The sequence below is a fragment of the Cohnella nanjingensis genome, from assembly GCF_014212125.1.
Taxonomy (GTDB): Bacteria; Bacillota; Bacilli; order Paenibacillales; family Paenibacillaceae; genus Cohnella; species Cohnella nanjingensis.
Genome location: NZ_JACJVP010000040.1, coordinates 79,260 through 105,386 on the forward strand (window position 1 = coordinate 79,260; position 26,127 = coordinate 105,386).

Below are 26,127 nucleotides of genomic sequence, written 5' to 3' on the forward strand. Positions count from 1 at the left end.
TCCCCTTCAAGTTAACGGCTGCAGCTGACTTGAAGGGTTTTTTTTCGCCCTATAGACAAACCTCGATAGCGGTTTTCTCATTCTCCCCTTTTCAGTTGGCCGAATTTCTGCCGGCCGCTTTCCTGGAAAAACGGTAACTGATAAAAGTCAGCAACGAGGCGCCGATGGCGACAATCCCTCCGATCCAGGAAACAAGCCATCATTCTCCGCGCTAATTTTGGTTTCTGATTATAGCTGAAAACATGGTTAGGTCCCTCAATTCGTACAAATTTGAATGATGACAATAGAAAACCATTCCATACTCGGCAAGCCGAAGAGAGAATGGTTTTGGTTTTCTATTGGAGTGCATTGACTAGCCATGCCGGCCAGTGCTCGGTTTGAGAAGTAATGACGCCATTTTCGCTCACGAGAAGAGAGCGTAGACTCCGATCGGTGTTATCCAATACAACAGCATAATCTGAAAGGGAAAGTGCCTTTTTGAGATTGGATAGCGAGGCATCATAGCGGCGAATGATATCTGAGGTTGCTATGAAATGCCCACCTTCAATGACACGCGTTCGCACCCTGTCGATGTGCATCTGTACGTCTTGAAGCCCAATGAAGCAGAAAACAATCCTATAGCCTTTCGCCCGAGCCTCTTCCATTCGTTTCAAATAGAAGTCACTGGACAGGGTAGTTTCAACGGCAAGACTCCCCCCGTCCTTCAAGCATTCGCGAATGGCTTTCAACGCAAGTTTGCCGGCCGTAAGATCCGCTTTACGTGGGTCTTCTGGGTTGATCTGTCTTGCGTACAAATCAGGGTTGATGAGATTATCGAATGTTTCTCCATAATGATCAATTAGTGTCGACTTACCGGCGCCATTGCAGCCAGCAAAGACAGTCATTTCAGGCATGCTGGCCACCTTCTCTACAGTTTATATTGGGCCGGGGTTCCATCTGAATCAATGACCAGAACGAACCGCTCACCGGTTGGCTCTTGCCGAATTCTCTTGCCATTTTCAATATAGAAAATAGGAGCGCCGGCTTTTTTGGCTTTGTCCTGGACGGATTGCTCAATTTCCTTGAAGATTTCGTTCAATTCCTCAACTGTCTTCATGCCGGATCACCACCACTCGGTTAGTATGCTCTGTTCCCATTATATCACACCATCGCTTTGCTTAATTACAAAGCAATCGCCTGATTATCCAGATCATTGTTCCATTCTCCCCTGCCTTACCGAATATAACTTTCTAGTCAAGGGGAGAGTCGATACGTCCCCTCTACCTCCAAGGGCGCCCAAAATAAAAAAGCCCGGGCCCGTTCCCTGGCTTGCTCGATCTACTCTAGTTACCTTTATATCTTCCCTTATTAAGGACAAGAACCTCCAATTCCCGGCTCATGGGAAATGGAGGTTCTCTTTGCTTCCGTAATTGGTTCATCGTCCGCCCCGTTGATCCATCTCGATCGCGATCTCGGCCGTGCCCGTGCGATCGGGCCCGCCGCCGCTCTCCGCCTCCGTCAAGGCGAACTGCCAATACGACGGCACCATCCGTCTGAACGCCGCCAAGTCATCCGCCGTTAATCGCAGCCCCTCGATCCGTCCTTCCGCGTAGCGGTAATCCCGCTCTTCCGCGAGGCCGAACTTAATGGACAGCAGATTCTTCATGCCGCCGATCGTGAGGAACGGGAACGCATAGCCATCCTGCAGGGCCGCCGCGATCCGGTCGTCGTTCGCCTGCGCGTAGACGACGAACCCTTCCCAGTTCAGCTCCGGATTCACGCGCTCCCCGAGCGCGGCGGCGTCTCCCCGGCGGATGAGCGCCAGCGCTTCCGCTGGCGACAGTCCACGGGCCAGCATCATTTCCAATCGCAGCCCGTAAGGCTGCGGAACCAACGTGTTCGTCATAGGCGAGTCTCCATGTCGTTCTTGTCTTCTTGCCGTTGTGTACTAGTCATTGTCGACGAGCGATGCTCTGCAAGTCGATGCCGCCATTGTCTCCCTGCCCATGGTTTCATGCCAACCTTCGGCCCCAATGCCCGAACCGTCTTCGCCCGCTCGTGCGGCGCCGCCCGGTCTATACCCGTTCCCACTCCCACTCCCACTCACACCAAGTGGCAAGCCACGAACCGGTCCCCGCCCACGTTCCGGAACGCGGGCACCTCTTCCTTGCATCTCGCCACCGCGAACGGGCATCGCGTATGGAACTTGCAGCCGGATGGCGGGTTGGCCGGGTTCGGGATGTCCCCGCTCAGCACGATCCGCTCCCGCTTCAGCTTCGGGATCGGGATCGGCACGGCCGAGAGCAGCGCCTTCGTATACGGGTGCAGCGGCTCGCGGAACAGCGCGTCGCGCGATCCCGTCTCCACCAGCGAGCCCAGGTACATGACGCCGATGTGCGAGCACAGATGCTCGACGACGCTCAGGTCGTGCGAGATGAACAGGTATGTCAATCCCCGCGTCTCCTGAAGCTTGCGGAACAGGTTGATGATCTGCGCCTGAATGGACACGTCCAGCGCGGAGACCGGTTCGTCTGCGATGATCAGCTCCGGATTCAGGACGAGCGCCCGGGCGATGCCGATCCGCTGCCGCTGTCCGCCCGAGAATTCGTGGGGGAAGCGGTCGATATGGTAGGCCGACAGGCCGCACGAGGCCAGTACGTCCAGCACGCGGTCCCGCACCTCGTCCTTCGGGGCCAAGCCATGATCCAGCAGCGCTTCGCCGATGGCGTCGCCGATGCGCACGCGCGGATTCAGGGAGCTGTACGGGTCCTGGAAGATCAGCTGCATCTTCGGCCGAAGCTTGCGCAGCTCCTCCGCTCCCAGCGTGTGGAGATCGACGCCCTTGAACTTCACTTCGCCGCCGGTCTTCTCCGTCAGCCGGATCGCCGTGCGCCCGGCCGTGCTCTTCCCGCTGCCGGACTCCCCGACGAGACCGAACGTCTCGCCGGGACGGATCGCGATGCTGACGTCGTCGACCGCTTTGACTTGGCCGACGGTACGGTTCAACAGCCCCGCCTTGATCGGGAAGTATTTCTTCAGTCGATTCACTTCAAGCAGCGCTTCAGCCATGGACGATCGCCTCCTCCTCGTACAGCCAGCAGGCGACGCTGCCTTGCTCTCCGACGCCCTTCAGCGTCGGTTCCGCGCGGCGGCACACATCCATCGCGTGCTCGCACCGTTCGTAGAAGTAGCAGGAGGGCTTCAGCTCGAGCGGATTCGGCACCTGACCGGGGATCGAATACAGCTCGTCCTGACGCTGGCCCATGATCGGCTTGGACTTCAGCAGCCCTTGGGTGTACGGATGCTTCGGGCGTTCGAACAGTTCCACGACCTCGCCCTCCTCGACCACCTTGCCGGCATACATGACCACGACGTAGTCGGCCATCTCCGCCACGACGCCCAGGTCGTGCGTAATGAGCAGGATCGACATGTCGGACTCGGCCTTGAACTGCCGCAGCATATCCAGGATCTGCGCCTGAATCGTGACGTCCAACGCCGTCGTCGGCTCGTCCGCGATGAGCAGCTTAGGACCGCACGAGATGGCGATCGCGATCATGATCCGCTGCAGCATCCCGCCGCTCAGCTCATGCGGATACGCCTTCGCGATCTGCTCCGGCCTCGCGATGCCTACCTGCGCGATCAGCTCGATCGCCCGCGCCCGCGCCGCCTTCTTGCTCAGCTTCAGGTGCTCGATCAGCGGCTCCATGATCTGCTCGCCGATCGGCAGCACCGGATTCAGCGAGGACATCGGCTCCTGGAAGATCATCGCGATCTCGTGGCCGCGGATCGTCCGCAGCTCGTGCTTGTTCAGCCGCAGCAGATCCCGGTCCTCATACCGGATGCGCCCGCCCGCGATGCGCCCCGCCGTGCCGTTCGTCCCGACCAGGCCCATGATCGACATCGCGGTGATGCTCTTGCCGCAGCCGGATTCGCCGACGATGCAGACGGTCTCCCCCGGCCGGACGCGCAGGCTCACCCCGTCCACGGCCCGGACCGTGCCTTCCTCCGTATCGAAATACGTGCTTAAGCCTTCGATCTCTAACAAGTCTGCTGTCGCCATGCTGCATCCCTCACTTCTTGGGCTTCGGGTCCAACACGTCGCGGAGCCCGTCCCCGAATATGTTAATGGCGATCACCGTCGCGAAGATCGAGAATCCCGGCGGAATCCACAGCCACGGCCGCTGCTGGAAGTCGATCAAGTTGTTCGCCGAATCGATCATATTGCCCCAAGTCGGCGTCGGCGGCATGACGCCCAGCCCGAAGAAGCTCAGGACCGACTCGCTCAGGATCGCGCCGCCTACGTTCAGGGAAGCGATGACGATCAGGAGCGGCACCAGGTTCGGCAGGAGATGCTTGAACAGCTTGCGCCGGTCCCGCAGCCCCAGCACGGTCGCCGCCTGCATGAACTCCCGCTCCCGGAGGCTCAGCACCTCTCCTCTCACCATCCGGGCCAGGCCCGGCCAGCTCACGAAGCTCAGCATCAGCATGACGATGTACATCCGGTAATCCGTGGGCACCTTCCATTCGGACAGGAGCGCGCCGAGGATGAACAGCAGCGGCAAGCTCGGGATCGTCATGAGCAGGTCTGCGATCCGCATGATCACCTGGTCCGCGATACCGCGATAGTAGCCCGCGATCGCGCCGAGCAGCGAGCCGAGGAAGACGGACAACACCATGGAGGCGAGTCCGACCGTCAGGGAGATCCGGCCGGCCTGCATGACCCGGGTGAGCACGTCGCGCCCGAGCGCGTCCGTCCCGAGCCAGTGCTTCAGGTTCGGCGCTTTGTTCATGAGCGCCATATGGATCTTGTTGTCCGTATAGGGCGAGAACAGCGGTCCGATGAAGCACAGCGCGAACATGAAGACCACGACGAACAGTCCTGCGAGCGCGAGCTTGTTCTTCAGCAGCTTCCTCGCCGCCAGCCGCCATAGCGACGAGCGGGCGAGCGGCCGCTTGGCCGGGGCGACCTCGCTCTCCGCTACGCCGCCGGTAATCGTTGACATCGTCCACTCCTCCTTATTGCAATCTGACGCGCGGATCCGCCACGCGGTACAGAATATCGGACAGCATCGTCCCGATGACCGTGAGGATCGCGATCAACACGGTGAACCCCATCAGCAGCGGGTAGTCGCGGAGTCCGAACGATTGCATGTACAGCTGTCCGATCCCCGGCCAGTTGAAGATCTTCTCGATAATGAGAGAGCCGCCGAACAGCGCGGGCAGCTCGAAGCCGACGAGCGTGATGGCCGGCAGCAGCGCGTTGCGGAGCGCGTGGGTGAAGAGCACCTGACGTTCCTTCAACCCTTTGGCGCGCGCGGTGCGAATGTAGTCCTGCTTCATGACGTCAATCATGTTGCCGCGGATATAGCGGGTCAGCGACCCGATCCCGAGCAGCGTCATGACGATGACGGGCAGCGCCATGTGGCGGACGACTTCTTCCGCGTAGGCCATGCCGGTCGCGTTGCTCCCGGTCGTCAGCATGCCGCCGGGCGGCAGCCACTTCCAGTCGACGGCCAGGATCTTGATCAGGAACAAGCCGATAAAGAACGACGGCAGGGACATCGCCGCGAAGATGACGACCATGACGAGCGTGTCGAACCAGGAATACTGCCGGTATGCGGCGACGACCCCGATGATGACGGCGATCAGCCAGGTGAAGAAGGTCGAGACGGCCGCGAGCAGGAAGGAGTTCCAGATATATTGGTTGAACAGCGTGAACACCGGCTTCTGCTGCGCCATCGAGTAGCCGAAGTCGCCGTGCAGCGCGTGCTTCATCCAGATCCCGTACCGTTCGAGCAGCGGTTTGTTGAGACCGTAGATCTCCCGGAGCTCGGCTTTGCGCTCCGGCGTCAGCTTGATGTTGCCCGTGATGAAGTCCCCCGGCGTCCATGCGTAGAGGCTGAAGATGAGCAAGGAAGCGGCGAGCAGGATGAGGATGGTGTAGAGCAATCGTTTGGTGATGAACGTACCCATGATCGGCTCCTTTAACATGCCGTCCCCTGGCCGCCGGATGACGGACAGGGGACGGTTGATGGCGTTACTTCAGCGACCAGTCCGGCAGGCTCGGCGCGATGCCGTTGAACGGGCTGACCGACAGATTCTGGATGCGGCCGTTGTAGGCGTAGACGGTCTTCTTGTAGTTCGTGAAGATGACCGGCAGCTCGTCGTTAAGCAGCTGGAACGTCTCCTTGTAGATCGCCTTCCGTTGCTCGATATCGCTCGTTGCGAGACCTTTGTCGTACAGCTCTTTGAACTTCGGGTTGTCGTAGCCCTTGATCTCGCCGTCGACGAATTGCAGCAGACCGTCCGCCGGATCCGTCAACATCGGCGTGGAGAACGAGACGAGATCGTAATCGCCGCCTTCCACCTTGGATACCAGCGAATTGAAGTCCGCGAACACTTCGGGCTCGAACTTGATGCCGAGCGCCTCGATGTTCTCTTTGGCCACCGCGATGAAGATATCGGTGTTTTTGCTCTTCGACCCCAGGTAGTGGATCGACAGCGGCTTGCCGTCCTTCTGCCGGATGCCGTCCGAGCCCTTGGTCCAGCCCGCTTCGTCGAGCAGCGCGTTCGCTTTGTCCGCGTCGAACTTGTACGGATTGATGCCGTCTTCCGTGTACGCCCAGGAGATCGGGGACGACGGGATGTTGGCGACGGCGCCCGCGCCTTGGTTGGCGTCGACGTAGATGCTCTGGCGGTCCAGACCGTAAGCGATCGCTTGGCGGACCTTCTTGTCCTTCAGCGCCTCATGCTCCAGATTCACCTGCAGGTAGCCATAGGTGCTCGGCGTATAAGGAAGAATGTTCACGAAGCCCAGGCTCTTGAGCTTGTCGATGTTCTCCTGCGTGGCGCTGAACGAAGCGAAGTCGATCTCGCCCGTCTCGATAAACTGCCAGGTGTCGCCTTCGGACGTCTTGTAGATGAAGTGCTCCGTTTTCGGTTTGCCTTTGTAATAATACTCGTTGGCGACGAAGCGGACTTCCTGGCCCGGGATGAACTTCTCCAGCTTGTACGGGCCGGTGCCCACCGGCTTGGCGTGGAGGTTCTTGATGTAGTCGAGTTGGCCCGGCTTATATTCCTTGCCGTAATAAGCCTTGGACAGCACGTCGGAGCCGAGCACGATGAGCGCCGATGCGTTCGGCTTCTCTAGCGTGACGGACACCGTCAGCGGATCGATGACCTTGATCCCCTCGATGCTGTCCGCCTTGCCTTCCTTGTAAGCCTCGCCGCCCTTAACGCCGAGCGTGTTCACCTGCGCGTCGCCGTCGTAGGCTTTGTCGTACAGAATCGTCCACGTGAACGCGACATCGTCGGCCGAGACCGGGCTGCCGTCGCTGTACTTCAAGTCCTTGCGCAGATGGAACGTATACGTCAGATTGTCCGGGGAGATGTCCCAGCTCTCCGCCAGCGCGGGGATCGGCAAGCCTTTGTCGTCCGTCGACACGAGCGGCGTGAAGAGCTGCGAGGAGACGTTGCCGTCGTAGCCGCTCTGATGGAAATACGGCGTGAAGGCGCCGCTCGGATCCGTTAGGCCGACGATGATCGTGTCCGTCCGCTGCTGCGCCGTGCCCGGGAGCTTCGAGAGATCGGAAGCGAGAATAAGTCCTTCCGCGCCGGCGGCGGGGCTGGCGGACGCCGAGGACGAGGCGGATGCGCTTGGCGATGCGCCTCCGCTCGCCTGAGACGGGCCGGCCGCATTGTCGTTTTTCGCGCAAGCGGCTAGGAGCATAGAACCGGCAATCAGAATTGCGGATACTGTCGAGATGCTTTTCTTCATGATTTCCTCCCTGTTTCTCTGTAGATTATTGTTCCGATATTTCCGATGCATTAAGTATGATTAATGGGCGTGCGTCGGTTGATTTCATTATAGGAAGGAAGGTTGGTTCTGTAAAGAGAGAACTATAAAAAAATTCGTTGTATAGAGAAATGCTATAACAGGCAGGCGCCGAAACTGCTAAAAACCCACGAAACGGCAAACAGCGAACCGCATGCGGTTCGCTGCAATCGATCGGAGGGAATGCCGATAGCCAGAGGTCGTCTTCGCGCTGCGAGGCGAACCGGGTAACGCCGTTCTGCCGCATTGCGCATCCATGATCTGTCCGATCAGCCGTTGTCCATATCACCTTTATTTTGGGGCATCGAGCGATCTTTCAGAGCGCGTTTCTGCCGCCTCCGCTCTTGGCGATCCAAGAGTCCCAAGATCACAAAACAGACCGCGCCTAGGAGAAAAAAAGTCAATCGAACTTCCATGGACATGTTCAGAATAAAATTAAGCATCATCAGCATTCTCCTCCCTGATGCCATACAAAGCGAGCGAATGCAAACGCGCAATAAAATATCCCGAAGACGGTCCGTGCGACATCTTACACCCCAACTTCGACAAGGGCCCGCTCCACCATCACGCCTCTTCCTCTCACGCGCTTGCCGGTAAATCTTTTAAGATCCAATTTTTACCCAAAAGTATCATAAAAGGTGTTTTTTTCTGATAATAATATACTTTACGATTCATAAATAATCAAAATTGCACCTTTCATTCATCTGCATAGTTCTCCCCAAGTTGACTACACTCAATTAGGGAAAGGGTGTGATCCGTTTGGGAAATGCAATACTTCAACGGGTCGGCAACGTGATCCGAGATTGCCGGCGAAGCCAAAATCTGACGCAAGAACAATTAGCGGAATTGGTCGGTACCAGCTATACCTATATCGGCTCATTGGAACGCGGCGAACGAAATGTGACGATCAAAACGCTGGAACGTATTGGCGCGGCTTGCAATATGGACGTTTTCACTATGTTTAAACTCGAATCGGAAGATGAAACCCTCAATGAAATAATGGCCCTCTTGGTTCAATGCGACGACTTTGACCGCAAAAAATCGCTCCAAGTCCTACGCGAAATTTTCAAACCCCGCCCCTAAAACCTCTCCTCTCTCTCTTTTCAGGGTTTTCCCTTCCCATCATGGCGAATGTCTATGTCGGGGTTTTTGTCTACTTGAAAATATATTTCTTTAGACCTACAAACATAGTAAACTGGACATAATATTTATCCATTTTTGGGAGTGTTGCCCCTTGTTACGCTATATGATTGCCAATTTCGCGCTATTAACAGCGTTCCTCTTTCTCTTCAATCAGTTATTTCGTCGTTATTTGAATGACGGCCCTCGTTCCCTTCGGTTGAGGCTGCTGATTGGAGCCCTGCATGGGGGCTGCGCCCTCCTGCTCCTGTTGTTCAGTTTCAGGGTTAACGAGAATACCGTTATCGACTTTCGGCATATTATCGTGATCTGCTCCGCTTACTTCGGAGGTTTGCCTGCCTCTTTGGTGACAGCTCTCTTTGTCGCGATCGGCCGGGTAGCTTTCTTCGGCGGATTTACCCCTTCGGCTACAACAGCGATCATCACGATTGCATTGGTAGGCATCGGGAGCGGATTGATTATGCAATATGTCGGCCTCTATTGGCGGCGCTGGCTTCTCTCCTTGCTTCTGAGCTTGAGTCTCATCACGCTAAGGTCATTCCTCGAGTGGGGAATCTCGGCGGACACGTCTCTCTATTTGACGCTCATCGGTTCGGGGGGACTGTTCTCGGCAGCGCTCATCGCGTTTTTCTCCACTTCCAACCGGCTGGCGCAAGAACTGGAAAACAGCGAGAACAGGTATCGCACTCTGCTTACGCTTCAGGAGGCGATTTTTCAATCGGCGGTAGGCACGGCGGTTACCGTCTGCGATTCTGAAGGACGGATCACGCATTTCAATAAGGCAGCGGAAAAAATGCTCGGATACCAGGCCGACGAGTTGATCGGCCGGGAAACGCCGCTGATCTTCACCGACCCCAAGGAAGTAACCGCCTGTGCCGAACAATTGTCCAGAATGAAGGGTAAACCGTTCAGCCAAGCGGATGTGTTCATTTACTACGCGATGGAAGAACCCTCGGAGGGGCGGGAATGGTCCTATATTCGGAAGGATGGCTCCCGCTTGACGGTATTGCTTACCGTGTCGCCTCTTCTATTGGACGGGGAGGCCATCGGTTTTATCGGCACGGCAACAGACATTACGGAGCGGAAAAAGTTGGAGGAGACGCTCCATCAGTTGTCACTACTAGACGGGCTTACGGAGATCGCCAACCGCCGCTACTTCGATGAATCGCTTCATGAGGAATGGAGAAGGGCGGAACGGAGCGACAAGCCGTGCGAATTGTCGCTCATCTTGTTCGATATCGATAGTTTCAAAGCTTACAACGATGTATACGGACACCTGGCCGGAGACGTTTGCTTGCGGAAGGTCGCGGCGCTTGCAAAAGGCATTGTCGGTCGTCCATCGGATACGGTCGCCCGTTACGGAGGCGAGGAGTTCGCCGTTATCCTGCCGGAGACGAATGTCGAAGGAGCGTTGAGGATTGCCCAAAAATTGCGGGCCGCCGTTGAAAGCGAAAGCATTCCCCATGCAGGATCGACGGTTGGCGCTGTTGTCACGATCAGCGTCGGGGTCGCTACGCTCCAGCCGAAGGAAAGCGGTCTGCCGGAACGCCTGATCGAGGAAGCGGATCAGGCGCTCTACGCTTCCAAAGCGAATGGCCGCAACAGGGTGACGGAATACCGGACGGTGGCGAAGAACCATGCCGACGAATACCAGTCGAGTTAAACCAAAGCTTCCTGTGCAGGGAAGCTTTTTTAATTCCTTGATCCTATTCAACAGAACGATATGAATTAGGCTAATTCAAAATAGACATATTCACATGCTTAGGCGGTTTACTGTAAGCAAATGCGCTAAGAACTAAACCGCTTAGCATGGATAACACGATTGATCCGCCCCAGAAAACGGGAATCCATACAATGCCGCTTGTTGCGATTTGCAGGTCGAGAAAGTATAAACTGAATAAACAGAAAGGCACCATTGTAAAAACGGCATGATTTTTATATCGAATAGCAGGCGTGACACGCCATATTTTATAAATAAAATCGGCGGCTAATCCGCTGACAATTCCGATTATCGACATTTTGAAATCCACATCCAAGACGCCCATCAAGATGATAGGCAAGCTCAATAAAATCGTAAAGCTTCCGAAAGGCAGCCTCCACCTTCTCGCTATCCATATTAAGGGGAGAAGCAGAATCGTATTCGTAATCAATATTCCCGAGATTCCGCTAATTTGCGATTGTTGAGCCAGGAAATGCTGCAAATCCGGATCCGAGATGCTTTGCAAACTTGAATTTGATATTTCTCCAAACTTCAATGTTGGATTAGATGAATTAAACGCCCAAAAGTTCATCGCAAAAAAACCGGTGAAGCTAGTCCCCATCGCTAGGGAAGCAAGCCAATGAACAGCTCCTTCAGCCGAGGGGAATCGCCTAGCTCTCTCCAAACCGTTCGGAAAGGAGAAGTAACGATTAAAGTGCCTCCTAGAAATAATAATAGGTGCGTTGGACTGTAGAGGGCCTCGATTCCTCTCTCAATGCCTAGTAGAATATGCCAGCAGGCATCCAGAACTCCGCCGATTGCGAATATGATGACACCAATAAAACCAAGTCCATATCCGTTAGGCAGCATATTCTTCAATCCGGTGACGCCGTTTTTATGATTACGGTAAATCAACCAAACGAGCCAGGATGCTGAGGCAATGTATCCCGAATATAGAATGGCGTGCCAAGGCGTGAAGAAGGTTTCCAACGTCGAGTCCAAATGACCATGCGCGAAACCATCAATAAAAACCCCGATGATTAGCCATAATCCCAATAAAATGGTGACCAGATGACTTCCCGTACTTAACTTTAGCTTCTCTCCACGGATCAACGTATACTCCTCCTTAAATTCCTCAATGATTTGGCAGGATGATTGTGAATTCCGTCCCTTTGCCGACATCGCTCTTCACCGTGATCGAACCGTTATGCAAATGGATGATTTTGCGAACGATCGCAAGTCCCAGGCCGCTGCCTTCGATCTTACGTTGCCTGGATGCATCCGCTTTATAAAAGCGTTCGAATATCCGTTCCTTGTTTTCTGCCGCAATGCCGATTCCGCTGTCGAGGATGGTGACGGTCACTTTATCCGTGTACACGGTCAAGCTTACGTGGATAACGCCTTGCGGTGGAGTAAATTTGATCGCATTGCTGAGCAAATTGATCCACACTTGATTCATTTGATCGGCATCGGCCGTCAATTTAACCTTGGGTAGATCCAGTCTGATCTCCAATCGCTTATTCGCCCATTGCGGCTCGCATGCCAAGACGGCTCTTCGCAGCTGCTCATCCAGCTCGAAGGTGGTGAAATGAAACGGATGATGATCCGATTCGAGCGACGCAAGTTGCAGCAAATTATCGACCAGCCTCGACAATCTCTCGCTTTCCCGCTCAATGGTCCCCAAGTATCGATCGCGCACCTCCTCCTTCAAATCAGGTTGCTGCTTCAATGCCTTGGAAAATCCGCGTATGGATGTCAGCGGCGACTGAATCTCATGGGAGACATTCGAAACAAAATCCTGCCTCATCTGCTCCAACTGCTTGAGCTCGCCGGCCATATGATTAAAGCTTTCAGTCAACAAGCCAAGTTCATCCTTACGTTTGACCCTCATATTGATGTTGAAATTGCCTCTGGCTACAAGGTGCGTGGCCCTGGTCAATTGTTTGATCGGACCCACAATATACCGCGATGCGATCAATATGAGAGCGCTGCCGATCAATAACACGACGGACAACACCAAGATGACGATCCGCCTATCATCATCAACGGGTTTCGGCTTTAGAAACAACGCATACGACTTGCCTTCCACGGCAAGAGGCACTCCAACAACTATACGTACCGGACTAAAAACGAACCAGTCGCTTGCTTGATAGCTCTTGTAAATTTCGCCTTGAAGAACTTTTTCCGCTGCCGCTCGTAGAATAGGCACGTTCTCTCCGCCATCAAGCAATCCGATTGATACGGACTTGCCGCTGTCGTCAAACAAGGTCAGAGCGAAATCGTCGCTGAGTCCAGTACTGTTTTCGAGGAATCGTTCGAGATTGCCGGTCTTCACTTCCCTGCTCATCGTAGCCAGCCTCTCTCCGGCTCTAAGCAGTCTTCCCTCTTTTTCGGCTCTCATATGATCCATATTTAAATAGGTCGCGATCGGATAAGCCAATAATACGCTGACGACAACCACGATAGAGAAGGTCAACACCACTCTCAAATATAACGACCTAATCACGGCTTCACCTCAAGGCGATAACCAAGCCCCCTTATGGTAGAAATTCGGAATTCGTCGGTAATAGACTCAAATCGCTCGCGCAGCCGTTTAACATGTACATCTACTGTACGGTCATCCCCTTCAAAGTCCATTCCCCATAGCTGCTCGATAAGCTGAGCTCTGGTGAATATTTGCGAGGGATGGCTAGCCAGCTTGTACAACAGTTCGAATTCTCTAGGCGGCAGCGCAATACGCCGATTCTGCACAGTAACTTCATAGGTGGCTTGATCGATCAAGATATTATGGAATTTTACGATTTGCGAGGATGCGATTCGGTAACGCTTGAGCAACGCTTTCACGCGCATGACAAGCTCAATCGGATCAAATGGTTTGACCACGTAGTCGTCCGTCCCCAGATGAAAGCCTCTCACTTTGTGGACGGATTCCCCTTTCGCGGTCACCATGAGCAACGGAATATCTTTATATCGCCTTCTTAACTCGCGGCTCAGCTCCCAGCCATCCATGAGTGGCATCATGATGTCCAGGATGACAAGGTCCGCTTGCCACGACTCCAATTCCGCCAACGCCTCTTCGCCGTTGCTTGCTTCCAATACGTCTATGCCTTCCATGGCTAAATAAAATCGGATCAACTCCCGAATATCGGGGTCATCGTCCACAATCATTATTTTGGCTGCCACTTACTCCATCTCCCCGGTGAAGTCCTCATGCGCCGATGGCGAAGTTTCCGGCTTCCCCATCGGTATAAAGGTGCCCAGAATTCCCACTACCTTTATTCTTTTGCCCAGGATCTCCGTATGAAATACCCTGACGACTCCGTAATCGGACACCGTAGTCCCTTTGTCGATCATGCCTTCTCCAAATATCGATAAGCCCAAACCCATGAGAGGATTTTTGGGGTCCGATCTTTTGGATACCAGGTCCAGAGCCCAACGGTTATACCTTTCTACTGAAGGCTTGGTTACGGACATTACGACGGCCAACACCAGGATCGCCATAACTGCGATTACTAGTTTTTTCAACGTCTTCTTTTTCAGCACCTTGCAGATCTCCTTCAGGGTTTCTGTACCTGTTGTATTTCATGTTGCGTTTTCCTTACGGTTCGAGGTGCGGGAGAATACGGTCGAGCCAGCGAGGCGTCCACCAGTTTGCGCGACTGAAAAGAAACATGGCACACGGCACGATAACTAATCGAACGATAGTGGCATCTATGATCACGCTGACGCCTAGTCCAAGAGACAGCATCTTAATGGTTGCACTGGGCAGAAGCAGGAATGAAAGAAAGACGCAAGCCATAATGACTGCAGCGCAGTTAATGATGCGACCAGTTATCGAAAGGCCGTTAATCACACTCTGGCTATTAGACTTCCCTTCCATCCATGATTCTCGGACGCGCGAGAGCAAGAAGACTTCATAGTCCATCGAGAGACCGAAGATGATCGCAAACATCAACATAGGGACGTATGGCACGATCGTTACGGCCTCCGGCATGCCAATGAAGCTTGATCCCCAGCCCCATTGAAATACTGCGACAAGTACGCCATACGATGCACCAATAGAAAGCAGATTAATGACTCCTGCTTTTATGGCAAGAAGCGGCGATCTAAACGTAAGGAGCATAAATAACACTGCAGTTGCAACAACAACCAGGATAATAATCGGCAAAGAAGACGCAACGGATTCTTGGAGCGCAAACGACGATGCAACCCCTCCTGTTACATATCCCGCATAGCCTTTGGCAGAGAGCTGATCTGGAAGTATTTTATTTTGCAGGGTATGAACAAGCGTTGCGGTTGCGGGATCAGTCGAGCTTGTCGTCGGTATCGCCTTACTCAATAAGAGTGCGCGATCTGAGGTGAGCTGCAAGGGTGTTACAGACTGAATACCTTGCGTAGAAAGAAGAGATTGTCTTAAAGATAAAGCAGTCGATTGGATTTGTGAATCGGTCTGACCATTTGGTACTTTTAAGGCTATGGCCAGTTGCGCTTGGTACCCAATGCCAAAGCCAGCGTCAATCGCATCTGACGCTCTTCTTTGCGTGTATTGACTTGAAGTTGCATGAACGCCGGGATTACCAATTTGTATTGTTATAACCGGGAGTGCGAGAATAATGAGAAAAACGACAGCAACGGCGAGATAGACAGCGGGATGTCGGCTAAGCTTCTCTCCATAACGTTGCCATGCAGTCGACTCCCTACTCGCCTCAGCAACGGGGTATTTACGAACTTTTAGTTTATCGATATGCCTCCCTGCTACGCCTAATAGTGCAGGGACAAGCGTAATTGACGACAATGCGGCAACGAAAACAGTAATGCATGCAGACAAACCGAGTTGACCGATGAAAACGATGCCTGACGCGTAAAGCCCAAGGAGCGAGATGATAACAGTGATTGCAGCAATGACGACCGCGCGGCCGCTTGTCGCTACCGTTTGACCGACCGCTTCTTTGGGTTCGACTCCATTTTTTACGAGCTGCCGGAACCTCGTTCCGAGAAAGAGCGCATAGTCAATGCCTACACCAAGGCCCATCATTACGGCAATGGTCGGAGACTCGCTAGGAAATTGAAACCAAGCACTTAAAATTCCTAGCGTACCGAGTCCGGCAAAGACACCGATCACCGCGCTGAGAATGGGTACGACTGTCGCTAAAACGCTGCCGAATGTGAACAGGAGAACCAGGATCGCAATTCCAATGCCGATAATCTCGGAATTAGCGTTCTTTGCAGATGGAGATGCAGCCGATCCTAAATCCCCGCCATAATCGACCGAGACTCCCTTCTCTCGGGCCTCGCTCACTGCGCTATCGACTGCTGCGGCATCGCTTCGCGTCAACGTGGTGACGTTTGATGCGTATTCTATAGAAGAAATTGCCACTTGATTATTGGGCGAAATCGTTTTGAAAGGATCGCTTGCCGTTTTAACGTTTTTTATAGAAGAGATCGACTGAACAGCCTTTTCTATTACGCTTCTCTGATTCATGAGCGTCGAGTCAGATACATGAAAGACGACCGATCCTGTTTGGATATTCGAATTTGATATAGGTTGATTCGTATGGCTGTTTATAAGGTTTGCGCCTATTTGAGTCGGAGAATTCGGAAGCGACAAATGTGCATTAAACGTACCGTTTAATGCGCTACTGCCCATATTTACACCCGCCAGGATAACGAGCCATGCCAAAATAACGAGCCATTTTCGATGTGCGCTCCACTTTCCCATTCGATAGAAAAAGCTATTTACGAAACGCTCATCACCCGTTGCTTGCTTTTCGTGATCTCTGTTCATATGCGTCATACCCCTCTACTTGGTCTTTATTTCTCGATTTTGGCCCCCATTTATGAACCGAATGTGAACAAAAAACGTAAAATCGTACCCGCCTATGCTTAAAAGGCTAAGCGATTGTTTCGCTTAGCCTTTTTAAGGTGAAACGTATCAGGTGTTCACCTAAAATGCACAGATGCCCTGTATCTGTATATATTATGATAAAACGATATGTGGCAGGAGGAATTTGAAATGGATACCGGATTAACCGGATATCATCATCAACATCTCCGTATTCATCCGATTATAGATCAAATTTTGGAGAGGTGGACCGGGGAACAAAAAGAGACTGTTCATTTGTTAATCAATAAATATGGTTTACCCAACGATGCGAGCTGGACAAAAATCATCTGGTATAACAATAGTCCTTGGAAGCGTACGATTGTTCATCTTGATACAGTACTTCATAACTTTCCGACTCCCCATCTTGATTATTTGGAACAAACCATCGATTATAAAGTGCCTGTTCCATTTTTTGATGAATTGGCACAGTTCGATGGCAGCTTATATCCAGACCGAACTGCTGGCGAAGCTACGGCTAAATGCGATCAAGAAGCGGCTAATTTTATGGCTTTAAACTTGATGAACGACATCGTTACTGGCAAGCGAAACGTAGCAGATGCACGTCGTTTTGCAACTGAAATCGAAAAAGGACTTCGATTAAAAGGTCAATCGTCGCCTTACTTCGAAAGATTCCTATTCCCAAAACAAAGTCATACTGCCGATCCCGATGTCCGCTATTTTTAAGTTAAACGTAAACGGCTTATGAAATTGTGCGGCAAAGTCGCCCGCATGTTCGGTCTGGCCGAAAGCAGCGAAGCCTATGACTCCGCCAAAGTGTTTCCGCAAGCGACTTAAGCAGTTTTTCTCAGCAACTCATGCATTCGCAGACGCTATTCCTCGACCTTCAGCGGCTTGGCGAAGGAAAAGTGCTCGTCCTCATAGCTCATATGCACCGTAATCGTATAGTCGTCCGCCGAGGGAAACGAATACGACGCGGTATATGCGTCTCCTTCCTTCACCGTATCGATCAGCTTCGGGAGCGCGCTCTTCGCGTTGATCTGCAACTGAACCTCCGCATCCCGCGCCGCATAGTCCGCGTTGTTGACGGTCACGGTCAGCTTCGTATCCTGCTTGGCATGAGGCGCCGCGGGCTCGCTGGACAGCACGACCTCGCCGAACGCCAGCTTGTCGCGTTTGCCCGACTCCGTACATCCCGCGAGCAGGCAGACGATCCCCAGGAACAGAGCGATCCGCACCCCGAACCCCATTCGTAGTCGTATCCGATTGCGCATAGCTTCCTCTTCCTCCTTATGCTTCGGCTTGGGCGGCGACCAGCGCATGGAACGCGCCGTACAATCCCCCGTCGTGCCGGTATTGCGCCTTCAACGCGCCGACGTCTCCCGCATATCGGACATGCCCGGACGCCATGAACAGTGCCCGATCGGCGTACGATTCCGCGATATTGAGCTGATGCGTGGAGAAGACGACCGTCTGCCCCTCCCCTGCCGCCTGGCGGATGAGCCGCCCGAATGCCTCCATCCAATAGGGATCGAGCCCGTTGGTCGGCTCGTCGAGCAGCAGCAGCGGCGGGCGGGCCAGCATGGCTTGCGCGAACAGCAGCCGCTGGCGCATCCCCTTGGAGTACGTGGATACTCGGCGGCCGCGGACTTCGCTCAGGCCGACCGTGTCCAGGAGCTCCAAGACGCGATCGTCCGGCACGCGGCGCAGCGCCGCGTAGAATCGCAGCGTCTCCAGCGCGGTCAGCGCCGAGCCGAACTGGAACTCGTCCGGCATGTAGCCGATGCTGTCGGCATAGGCGGCCCGATGCTGCGCCCAGCTCAGCCCGCCGATCTGCACGCGGCCTTGGGTGGGCTGAGAGATGCCGGCGATCATCCGGATGAGCGTGCTTTTGCCCGCGCCGTTGCCGCCGCAGAGCGCCACGATCTCGCCTCTAGCCGCCTCCAGCGAGCAAGGGTGCAGCAGCGTGCTTCGGCCGATCGACTTGGACAATTGGCTGACGCAGAGCAATGGTTCACTCACTTCTTCGCCCCCTCTCCCAGAGAATGATCGAGATGCCTACGGACGCGAGGATCCATAGGACGCATACAGCCGCGAATACGAGACTGCCTGTCGGCCGTTCAATCCAAGCCACCCAGCGGTAATACTCCGGCCCGAGAATGGAGCCTCCCCCCATCTTCACGATGAGGAAGAGCCGATTCAGCTCCGCCGGATTCGCGAAGATCAGCGCGATGAGCGCCGGCTTGATCCACAGATAGGGCAAGAAGCCGAGCACGGCGATCAGCAGCGTCGGCCAGCCCAATACGAGGAAGAACCAGATTGCGACCCCGTAAGTCAACGCCTGCCAACGGTTGCGGCAGATCGCGCCTAGGATGGCGGAGATGCCCAGGAACAGCAGGATTAGCAGCACGGAGAAGACGAGGAAGCGGCCGAACGACGACGGCGGGAACGCATGGCCGAAGATGGCGCCGATCATGCCCGAGAGGCCGAAGCCGAACGAGACGATCAAGATCAGAACGCCGGCCAAGCCGATATATTTGCCGCAGATGAAGGCGCGGGTGCTCAGGGCGAAGGAAGACAGCAGCCGCCATCCCCCTTCCTCCTTCTCCGCGGTCAACGAGAACGCGCCCAGCAGCAGCGTCATGAGCGGCAGCAGATAGAGGATCAGGTTGATCATCGTCCCCGTCGTACTCGTATACCCGGATAGGCCCGCCTTCGATTGGATCAGGACCAGGGCCAGACTGAATACGGCGAACAAAGCCATAAACGAGTAAGCCCAAGGATTGCGGAAGCCCAGCTTGAGCTCCCGAAGCGCGATCGTACGCGTATGACGCACCGCATTCAACTCCTTATTTCGAATCGGCGCCCGTCTTCTTGCCGCCGTCGTCCTTTGCGCCCGTGCCGTCCGCGTCCATACCGTTCATATCCTTGCCGTCCATACCGTTCATGTCCTTCATCTCGTTCGCATGCTCCGCCATCATCGACTTCATCATGTCCTCGTTCGGTTCCCACTTGCGGCTGTCGAGGTCCTTGGCGGTCAGGAGCTGGCCTTTGCCTTCCGTCGCGATGAAGTTCTCCGCATCCTTCTTCTCTTTGAACGAGATGATGTTGAACGCCATCGGCGTCCGGATCGTCTTGTCATATACATACGCCGCTTCGCTCAGCTTGACCCATTCCTTGGTATGGTAGTCACGGACGAACTGTTCTCCGATATCTTGGGTGCCATTGTCCCTCCTCCAGACGAACAGATCTCCCAGATCGTCGAACTTGAGCGCCTTTTTGCTCTTAAGGATGATCTCCACCGCGTATTGATCGTCCGCGACCGCCATGTTGCACACCGGGCACTTGTCCACCGCCTCGTCGATCGCGACGGGCTCGTATTTCGTTTGGCCGCATCCGGCCATGAGCAGGATCGCTGCCATCATCAGGCTGATCCAGGCAAATGCTTTTTTCATGATCTTCTATACCCCCAGCGATAAATGATAAATAGCGTGGAGAGGAGCAGCGCCGCTCCGGCAAAAAGCATAAGTATGCGGCCGTCCTCGTCTACATGCCCGTCCGGAACGAAGGAAGAGGCGAGCAGAGGCCGCCTGTCCTTCAGCCAATTCGTCGTATCGGCTCGGAACATCTGGGCGAGGAAAGGTAGGCCCGGCGCTTGGAAGAAAACCTGATAGGCGTCGGTATCCTTCGTCAACTGGAGGAAAAACGGATCGATCTCATACGTCATCTCGCTGAAGCCGTCTCCGTCCGTGTCCAAGCCCTGAAAATCGTCCCAATAATTCCCCTCCAGCACATTGTCCTGGCTATCGACGGATTGCGCTTGATTGACGTTCGCGACAAATGCGCTGTTTCGGAGCGTATTCGCATGGGAACGAATCATCTGCATCCCGATAAAGTTGCGTACGATCTCGTTATCCGTCAACGCGTTCTCCGTCGCGTTCTCCATGTAGATCCCGACGCGATTGCCTTCGACGCGGTTATGGCCGATCATCGAGCGGCGCACGTCGAAAAGCAGGATGCCCTGCGAGTTGACGTTCTCGTTCTGCTTGTCGAAGCGGTTGCCTTCGACAACCGCGCCTTCGACCCCCATGATCATGCCGCCGGTCACGTTCCCCGAGCCCGTGTTGTTCCGCAGCTCCGGCTTGCCCGAGAACATGAAGTGATAGCCGTACCGGGAATCGACGGCGTGGTTGCCTTGTACGCGCGTCTCGTTGCTGCTCTCGACATACACGCCGTCGTGAACGTGCACGAGCGTATTGCCCTCGATGCGATTGCGGTTCGCATTCATCAGGTCGATGCCGTTGCCGCGCCTGGAATAAGCCTCGCTCGCACCCCCGCGCGCCCCTTCGATACGGCTGTTCAAGATCGCGTTGTCGTGGGCCTCGCGCAGGTAGATGCCGCCGGCTTGGGTCTCGATCCGCAGCCGCTCCAGGCGGTTATGATCGGATTGGACGAGAATGGCCGGCTTCTTCGGGTCGATCTGGCCGTCCTTCACGAAGAGATCCTGGAGGCGGATGCCATCGGCTTGCAGCGACAGCGCGGGCTTATCGCTATGGTTGATGACCAGCGCCTCGCCGTCCGATCGGATCGCAAGCGTCTTGTCGATGACAGCGGGCCCCGCATACGCCCGATCGCTTACCAGCACGAGCGTCCCTCCTGCCGGCGTATCGTCGATAAGCGGCTGGAGCGGGGCAGCCTCTTCGGCCCCGCTCCCCCACGCGGCCGATGCGCATGCGCCCAACAGAAGGCCCGTGAAAAGCATGCTGCGGAACGCGCCCGCCCATCCCCATCCGCCGGGTCTTCGCTTGAACTTCGCCTTTCTTTTTTCCTCGCGCGCACGGTCCGCATGCCTCTGAACGGCAGACCGTCGGCAATGGACGCCTCGATCGGCAGGTTCCATCTTATTCCCCCTTCCGCCCGGCGGGACTCTCGCGCATGAAGCACTCCTCATGCAGCGGAGGCCGCTGGGCGGCAAGCTCCCGGATATACGCGCCCATGAAGGCATTCAGGAAGTGATCGACGAGCGCTTTGGACATGGAGGCGTCCTCCCAGACGATCGAGCGCAGATACTCGTGTCCCCACGCCGGATGCATGTCGCTCAGCATAAAGCCGTGCGCCCCCGTCTTCATCGCTTCGAACAGCCGCCCCAGGTCTGCCGTCTCGGATAGGACAATGGCCTTCAGAGCGGGATGCCTCTCCTTCATCTGCCGGAGCACCGCAAGGCCGCTCATGTCCGGCAGCGTCAGGTGAATCAAGGCGAGCTGCGGCGCGTGCGCTTGAACCAAGCGGATCGCCGCGGCGCCGTTGTCGGTTTCCCCGACGATCCGAATGTCGTCCTCCAGCTCCAGCAGCGACCGCCATCGTCCTCTCGCCTCTTCGTCGCGATCGACTAAGAGCGCCGTGCATGCCGGCCGTCTCAATATTCCTCCACTCCCATCCAGGCTCATCTCCTGCAGCCCTCCTCATCTTACCCCGAGGAACGATTGCTTCAGGATGCCTCAACCTAGCTATATCGCGGGGGAACTCATGACAATTCGGTGAAGGAGTAGCGCCATATGCAGGCCGGCATAGCTCCACCGGGTCATAGCGAGAGCCTCTCCTCTCCTTCTACAATGAAGAGGCGTGGACGATCCTGCGCAGAAGTCCAACACAAGGAGTGGTGCGAGATGGGGAAATGGATACTGGCAGGCATCGTGACGATCGCCTGCGTGTTTGGCTTGTACTTGCTGGTCAGCCAGCTGCCGCCGCGGCAGGAAGCGGCGGAGCCTTCGGCGTCTATCGCCGTTCCGGCCCAACCGGCCGATGCCGCCGGCGCCGCGCAGGTGTACAAGAGCAACTGCTTGTCCTGCCACGGCGATCAGCGGCAGGGCGGACTGGGACCGAGCCTCGCGGAGGTAGGTACGAGCATGACCCCGGAACAGATCTACAAGCAGATCAAGAACGGCGGAGGCGGGATGCCGGGGTTCGGCAAAAGGCTGACGGAGGAACAGTTGACCAACTTGACGAACTGGCTGGCGGACATGAAGGGATAAGCGCGGCGGCAGGCTGTGGGGAGGCAGAGACAAATACGGAAAGATGGGCGGCGAGGCGGAGATGATGCGGTAGGGCGGTAGCGAGGCAGGCCGGGCTGTTCGAGAGGTCGGAATACGCGATGTATTGACAGAGCGGCAAGGCCGTCAACGCGGCAAGAGCGTCGCGCACGCACGGCAACTGCCGCATGGTCGGGACCTCTCGTCCGCCCGGCGGCAGCCAAATTCAGGGATGGGTCATTCTGTTCTCGATCGCAAAGCGCGCCAACTGGACGCGATTTTGCAGATGAAGCTTGTGGAGAATGTTCTTCAAGTGATTTTTGACGGTATGCTCCGAGATGCACAGCCGATCCGCGATCTCTTTGTTGGAGGCACCCTGCGCCACCCATGCCAATATTTCTTTCTCCCTGACCGTGACAAGCGATTCGGCTTCCCCGCGGTGGTGCGGGACCGCGAACTCTTGCAGCATGCGCTGCGCCAGCTCCCGGGACAACGGCAGCTCGTCCAGCGCGACGGCTCTCAAGTAATCTAGCCAGGACGACGGGTTCAGGTTCTTCATCAGATAGCCGGAGGCGCCCTTCTTCAGCGCTTCGAATAAATGCAGGATATCGTCCGATATGGTGACCATGACGATCTTGATGCGCGGATATTGGGATTTGATCTCTCTGGTGGCCTCCAGGCCGTCCATCTCCTTCATGTTGATGTCCATGAGGATCAGGTCCGGCATCTGCTGTCCGGCCAGCCGGACGGCTTCTCTCCCGCTGCCGCCCTCGCCGACCAGCTCGAAGATCGGGTCCTGCGCCAGGATGCAGCGCATCGCCTCGCGGGCATGCCGGTGATCGTCTATGATGATGACGCGATAAGGTTGGACCATACGTTGCCCTCCCTGCTCGATAATCCCTCTAGCTCCATCTTAATGAATTTGGCAAGCGCGCAAATGACTCTTAAGGGCTAATCCTAGCAAGCAGATCCTCCTACGCTGAAGCCCGTTCTACCCTGCACGGCGAAAAAACGTTCTTTCGCGCGCCAAAAAGCCAGCCGCATAAGGCTGGCTTCCCGATATTTCTGTCAACCTTGATGGATATACGCCGTCAGGCTCCGCTGCATCTGCTCGAGCGCGCCTTCCCTTAGACTGTAGACCGTTAGCGACTCCCCTTCGAAATGCGCCCGGATCATGCCGGCCATGCGAAGCTTGGTGATGTGGTCGTGCGTAATCCCTTTGGACAGCTGCAGGTGGCGGAAGATCTCGATAAAGCTTCGGGGGCCTTGATGGAGATAGCGCAGAATCTTCAGCCGGCTCTTCTCGGCGAGGCTGCGGATCATGCGGTAAGCGTGCGTGGACAGGAAGTCTTCTTCGCCCAGATAGATTCGGGCCGCATAGTGGCAGATCGTCGTGTTCCCGAACGAATAGATGACGTTCACCGGCTGGAAGTGGTACTGGGGGATCAATACCAGCCGTTCCATCCCCGGTGCGGGCTCGAATACGAGTCCGTTGGTGGTCCGGTCGACGAACGCTTCCGGCTTCATCGTCGGCTGCTCCCTTCGGCGATCGCGGTCTTCCTCGCGCAGCGCTTCGAGGATGGCCGGGTCCATGTCCCTGAAGTACTGCTCCTGCCACTGCGAGAATATCGTAAGCGTCCTGGAGCGGAAGGCGCCGAGGCTCTCCGGAAACTGATGCGTATACGGAGCCAGCAGCTCGTACAGATCGCCGGCAGACATGCCTTCCAGCCAGCCCAGGAAGCCCGCTCCGTCTTCCTCGGGACAGAGATGGACGAGCAGGTAAGTCAGCTTCCAAGCATAGTCGATCTCGCTATGGTCCAGGAGGTCGGCGAGTTCGGGCTTCAGCCGCTGCTGCGTCTCCTTGGCCCAGACCAAGCCGAGGTCGATCTTCTTGTAGGATTTGCGGCAGATATACGTATGAAGGCTGCAGATTAACTCGTGCAGCGGCTTAAATTGCATCTCCAAGCGGTGTTCCACGTTCCTTCGCCCCTCTCTGCCCTTTATTATAACTTGTCAACCCGGCGGCGAAAACAACGGGTCCTGCGGCCAAGCGCGGGAAGATGGGGCTTAGCCTGCCCCGAAACGGCCCGATCACGCCCGGTGAATCGGCTCGCGCAGCCCGACGACCGTCAGCAGAATCGTCTCGACCGGGTCCTCCGCGCCATGCCCCGCGTCTGCGTTGAACTTGTTGCGTTCATGCCAGCCTAGGTAGAAATGATAGATGATGCTGGACTTGCGCCGCGCGGCCGCGGACGACTCCCCCCGCTCCTGCAGAAGCGATCGGAGAAAATCCATCTGCTTGGCCTCCAAGGCGCTCAGCAAGGTCGCATAGGGCGGTACCTGCAGGCCCAGCTTCCGCAGATGAAGGCGAAAATCGTCGTCCCCGGCATCCGCGAACAATCTGCGAAGCGCCTGCTTGATCTGATCGTCGATCGGTTCCCGCGTGAGCGATTGGGAGATGACGTCCTCCGTCGTACGGACCGCCCAGTCGTAGACGATGCTCTCGATGAACTCGTCCCGGTTGCCGAAATACCAGTAGAAGCTGCTTTTGCTGCAGCCCAGTTCCCTCGCCATCCGCTCGATCGACAGCGCCTCGACGCCGCCCTCGACGAAGTAAGCCACGCCCTTCCGTATCCAATCTTCCTTCGTCGCGACGATCTTCGGCATGCTGATTCCTCCTTGCGCGATTCTCTTCTATACGCCATCGTCTATCAAGTAGAATAATAGGAGGCGCAGCGGGATGCAAGCTTTTGAGCGTGGATGCGCAGAAAGAAAAGGGAGCCCGACCGGTCTGCGGGACCTGCGGGCCACCCTCGATGCGCTTCTGGGCGGCAGGCGCCGATTCTGCGCGGCAGTCGCCGATGTAGGTAGTTAAACTACCCTCTTTCGTCGATTCTGCGCACCAACCGCGGATGTAGGTAGTTTAACTACCCTCTTTCGTCGATTCTGCGCACCAACCGCGGATGTAGGTAGTTTAACTACCCTCTTTCGTCGATTCTGCACACCAACCGCCGATGTAGGTAGTTTAACTACCCTCTTTCGTCGATTCTGCGCACCAACCGCGGATGTAGGTAGTTTAACTACCCTCTTTCGTCGATTCTGCGAGTCAGCCGCCGATGTAGGTAGTTAAACTACCCTCTTTCGTCGACTCGGCGCGGCAGCGTTTGGATACGCAAGCACATCCACAACAAAGGCTGCCCCGCACTCTGAACTGCACCCCGTCAAGTAGACAGTACAAATAAGTAAAGTATTAGGCGGCCTTCGTCCTGTATTCCATGGGACTGAGGCCGTTTAATTTCGCCTGCAAACGCTCATTGTTGTAGAAGTGGATGTAGGCTTCAATGTCTTTCTTTAGTTCTTCAAACGTGCTGTATGTATTCAGGTAGTACCGTTCGCATTTCAGGGTCCCCCAGAAGGCTTCCATGGGGCCATTGTCAATGCACCGGCCAACGCGGGACATACTCTGGGTCATTTTCGCTCTTTTCAGCTTCCGCTTGAATTTCTTCGACGTGTACTGAAATCCCCGGTCGCTGTGAAGCAGGGGGGCAGCGCCCGGTTCAACACTGCGTGCCTTGGTCAGTGTAGTAAATAAGAGTTTGTTGTT

At 55.4% G+C, this 26,127-nt stretch carries 28 protein-coding genes; 4 read left to right on the forward strand and 24 right to left on the reverse strand.

What is annotated here, in order from left to right:
- Window positions 1-335 precede the first annotated feature (335 nt).
- The 8 genes from H7C19_RS23150 to H7C19_RS23185 form a co-directional block, all read right to left on the reverse strand.
- Window positions 336-893, reverse strand: a complete 558-nt coding sequence (locus H7C19_RS23150) for an ATPase (protein WP_185671444.1) — start codon at window positions 891-893, stop codon at window positions 336-338.
- A 14-nt stretch (window positions 894-907) separates the two neighbouring features.
- The gene (locus H7C19_RS23155; protein WP_185671445.1) at window positions 908-1,096 is read right to left on the reverse strand and encodes a hypothetical protein; all 189 of its coding nucleotides are present in this window, start codon (window positions 1,094-1,096) and stop codon (window positions 908-910) included.
- 318 nt (window positions 1,097-1,414) lie between these two features.
- A complete protein-coding gene (locus H7C19_RS23160) occupies window positions 1,415-1,885 on the reverse strand; it encodes a hypothetical protein (protein WP_185671446.1) in 471 nt (156 codons plus the stop codon).
- A gap of 197 nt (window positions 1,886-2,082) precedes the next feature.
- Window positions 2,083-3,048 (reverse strand): ABC transporter ATP-binding protein, encoded by a 966-nt coding sequence (locus tag H7C19_RS23165; protein WP_185671447.1) that lies wholly within the window; start codon window positions 3,046-3,048, stop codon window positions 2,083-2,085.
- Window positions 3,041-4,039: an ABC transporter ATP-binding protein gene (locus tag H7C19_RS23170; RefSeq protein WP_185671448.1), complete on the reverse strand. Its 999-nt coding sequence runs from the start codon at window positions 4,037-4,039 to the stop codon at window positions 3,041-3,043. Before H7C19_RS23170 ends, H7C19_RS23165 begins: the two co-directional genes overlap by 8 nt.
- A gap of 10 nt (window positions 4,040-4,049) precedes the next feature.
- The gene (gene opp4C / locus H7C19_RS23175) at window positions 4,050-4,982 is read right to left on the reverse strand and encodes an oligopeptide ABC transporter permease (protein WP_185671449.1); all 933 of its coding nucleotides are present in this window, start codon (window positions 4,980-4,982) and stop codon (window positions 4,050-4,052) included.
- 13 nt (window positions 4,983-4,995) lie between these two features.
- Window positions 4,996-5,952, reverse strand: coding sequence for an ABC transporter permease (locus tag H7C19_RS23180; RefSeq protein ID WP_185671450.1), 957 nt, complete (start codon window positions 5,950-5,952; stop codon window positions 4,996-4,998).
- Window positions 5,953-6,016: 64 nt separating this feature from the next.
- Window positions 6,017-7,756 (reverse strand): ABC transporter substrate-binding protein, encoded by a 1,740-nt coding sequence (locus tag H7C19_RS23185; protein WP_185671451.1) that lies wholly within the window; start codon window positions 7,754-7,756, stop codon window positions 6,017-6,019.
- Between the two features lie 807 nt (window positions 7,757-8,563).
- On the opposite strand from H7C19_RS23185, the gene H7C19_RS23190 reads away from it, so the two are divergent.
- A complete protein-coding gene (locus H7C19_RS23190; protein ID WP_221469425.1) occupies window positions 8,564-8,896 on the forward strand; it encodes a helix-turn-helix domain-containing protein in 333 nt (110 codons plus the stop codon).
- 151 nt (window positions 8,897-9,047) lie between these two features.
- Entirely contained in the window at window positions 9,048-10,616 is a 1,569-nt protein-coding gene (locus H7C19_RS23195; protein WP_185671453.1) for a diguanylate cyclase, read from the forward strand.
- A gap of 70 nt (window positions 10,617-10,686) precedes the next feature.
- Here the strand turns inward: H7C19_RS23195 and H7C19_RS23200 are convergent, their stop codons facing one another.
- The 6 genes from H7C19_RS23200 to H7C19_RS23225 are packed head-to-tail and all read right to left on the reverse strand — an operon-like array spanning window position 10,687 to window position 16,437.
- Complete coding sequence (locus tag H7C19_RS23200) at window positions 10,687-11,274, reverse strand: hypothetical protein (RefSeq protein ID WP_221469426.1); 588 nt, start codon at window positions 11,272-11,274, stop codon at window positions 10,687-10,689.
- Window positions 11,275-11,276: 2 nt separating this feature from the next.
- The gene (locus H7C19_RS23205; protein ID WP_185671455.1) at window positions 11,277-11,765 is read right to left on the reverse strand and encodes a hypothetical protein; all 489 of its coding nucleotides are present in this window, start codon (window positions 11,763-11,765) and stop codon (window positions 11,277-11,279) included.
- Window positions 11,766-11,787: 22 nt separating this feature from the next.
- A complete protein-coding gene (locus H7C19_RS23210; RefSeq protein WP_221469427.1) occupies window positions 11,788-13,140 on the reverse strand; it encodes a sensor histidine kinase in 1,353 nt (450 codons plus the stop codon).
- A gap of 14 nt (window positions 13,141-13,154) precedes the next feature.
- The gene (locus H7C19_RS23215; protein ID WP_185671477.1) at window positions 13,155-13,820 is read right to left on the reverse strand and encodes a response regulator transcription factor; all 666 of its coding nucleotides are present in this window, start codon (window positions 13,818-13,820) and stop codon (window positions 13,155-13,157) included.
- 15 nt (window positions 13,821-13,835) lie between these two features.
- Window positions 13,836-14,195 (reverse strand): hypothetical protein, encoded by a 360-nt coding sequence (locus H7C19_RS23220; protein WP_185671457.1) that lies wholly within the window; start codon window positions 14,193-14,195, stop codon window positions 13,836-13,838.
- A 55-nt stretch (window positions 14,196-14,250) separates the two neighbouring features.
- Window positions 14,251-16,437, reverse strand: a complete 2,187-nt coding sequence (locus tag H7C19_RS23225; RefSeq protein ID WP_185671458.1) for an MMPL family transporter — start codon at window positions 16,435-16,437, stop codon at window positions 14,251-14,253.
- A gap of 228 nt (window positions 16,438-16,665) precedes the next feature.
- Between H7C19_RS23225 and H7C19_RS23230 the strand changes: the two genes are divergently transcribed.
- Window positions 16,666-17,220: a hypothetical protein gene (locus H7C19_RS23230; RefSeq protein ID WP_185671459.1), complete on the forward strand. Its 555-nt coding sequence runs from the start codon at window positions 16,666-16,668 to the stop codon at window positions 17,218-17,220.
- 146 nt (window positions 17,221-17,366) lie between these two features.
- Here the strand turns inward: H7C19_RS23230 and H7C19_RS23235 are convergent, their stop codons facing one another.
- The 6 genes from H7C19_RS23235 to H7C19_RS23260 are packed head-to-tail and all read right to left on the reverse strand — an operon-like array spanning window position 17,367 to window position 21,941.
- On the reverse strand, window positions 17,367-17,768 hold the full coding sequence (locus tag H7C19_RS23235; RefSeq protein WP_185671460.1) for a hypothetical protein: 402 nt from the start codon (window positions 17,766-17,768) through the stop codon (window positions 17,367-17,369).
- Between the two features lie 16 nt (window positions 17,769-17,784).
- A complete protein-coding gene (locus H7C19_RS23240) occupies window positions 17,785-18,516 on the reverse strand; it encodes an ABC transporter ATP-binding protein (protein WP_185671461.1) in 732 nt (243 codons plus the stop codon).
- Window positions 18,509-19,330 carry an ABC transporter permease gene (locus H7C19_RS23245; RefSeq protein ID WP_185671462.1) on the reverse strand — a complete coding sequence of 274 codons (822 nt, stop codon included), beginning with the start codon at window positions 19,328-19,330 and terminating at the stop codon, window positions 18,509-18,511. Before H7C19_RS23245 ends, H7C19_RS23240 begins: the two co-directional genes overlap by 8 nt.
- 13 nt (window positions 19,331-19,343) lie before the next feature.
- On the reverse strand, window positions 19,344-19,949 hold the full coding sequence (locus H7C19_RS23250; protein WP_185671463.1) for a nitrous oxide reductase accessory protein NosL: 606 nt from the start codon (window positions 19,947-19,949) through the stop codon (window positions 19,344-19,346).
- Window positions 19,946-21,394 (reverse strand): right-handed parallel beta-helix repeat-containing protein, encoded by a 1,449-nt coding sequence (locus tag H7C19_RS23255; protein WP_185671464.1) that lies wholly within the window; start codon window positions 21,392-21,394, stop codon window positions 19,946-19,948. Before H7C19_RS23255 ends, H7C19_RS23250 begins: the two co-directional genes overlap by 4 nt.
- 1 nt (window position 21,395) lies before the next feature.
- Window positions 21,396-21,941: a response regulator gene (locus tag H7C19_RS23260; protein ID WP_185671465.1), complete on the reverse strand. Its 546-nt coding sequence runs from the start codon at window positions 21,939-21,941 to the stop codon at window positions 21,396-21,398.
- Between the two features lie 219 nt (window positions 21,942-22,160).
- Here H7C19_RS23260 and H7C19_RS23265 point away from each other — a divergent pair, with 219 nt between their 5' ends.
- Entirely contained in the window at window positions 22,161-22,526 is a 366-nt protein-coding gene (locus H7C19_RS23265) for a c-type cytochrome (protein WP_185671466.1), read from the forward strand.
- Window positions 22,527-22,749: 223 nt separating this feature from the next.
- Here the strand turns inward: H7C19_RS23265 and H7C19_RS23270 are convergent, their stop codons facing one another.
- The 4 genes from H7C19_RS23270 to H7C19_RS23285 form a co-directional block, all read right to left on the reverse strand.
- Complete coding sequence (locus H7C19_RS23270; RefSeq protein ID WP_185671467.1) at window positions 22,750-23,397, reverse strand: response regulator; 648 nt, start codon at window positions 23,395-23,397, stop codon at window positions 22,750-22,752.
- A 194-nt stretch (window positions 23,398-23,591) separates the two neighbouring features.
- Window positions 23,592-24,500: an ArsR/SmtB family transcription factor gene (locus H7C19_RS23275; protein ID WP_313731985.1), complete on the reverse strand. Its 909-nt coding sequence runs from the start codon at window positions 24,498-24,500 to the stop codon at window positions 23,592-23,594.
- A 114-nt stretch (window positions 24,501-24,614) separates the two neighbouring features.
- On the reverse strand, window positions 24,615-25,190 hold the full coding sequence (locus tag H7C19_RS23280) for a TetR/AcrR family transcriptional regulator (RefSeq protein WP_185671468.1): 576 nt from the start codon (window positions 25,188-25,190) through the stop codon (window positions 24,615-24,617).
- Window positions 25,191-25,773: 583 nt separating this feature from the next.
- Window positions 25,774-26,127: IS3 family transposase (locus tag H7C19_RS23285; RefSeq protein ID WP_185671469.1), on the reverse strand; the 354-nt coding region annotated here is incomplete at its 5' end.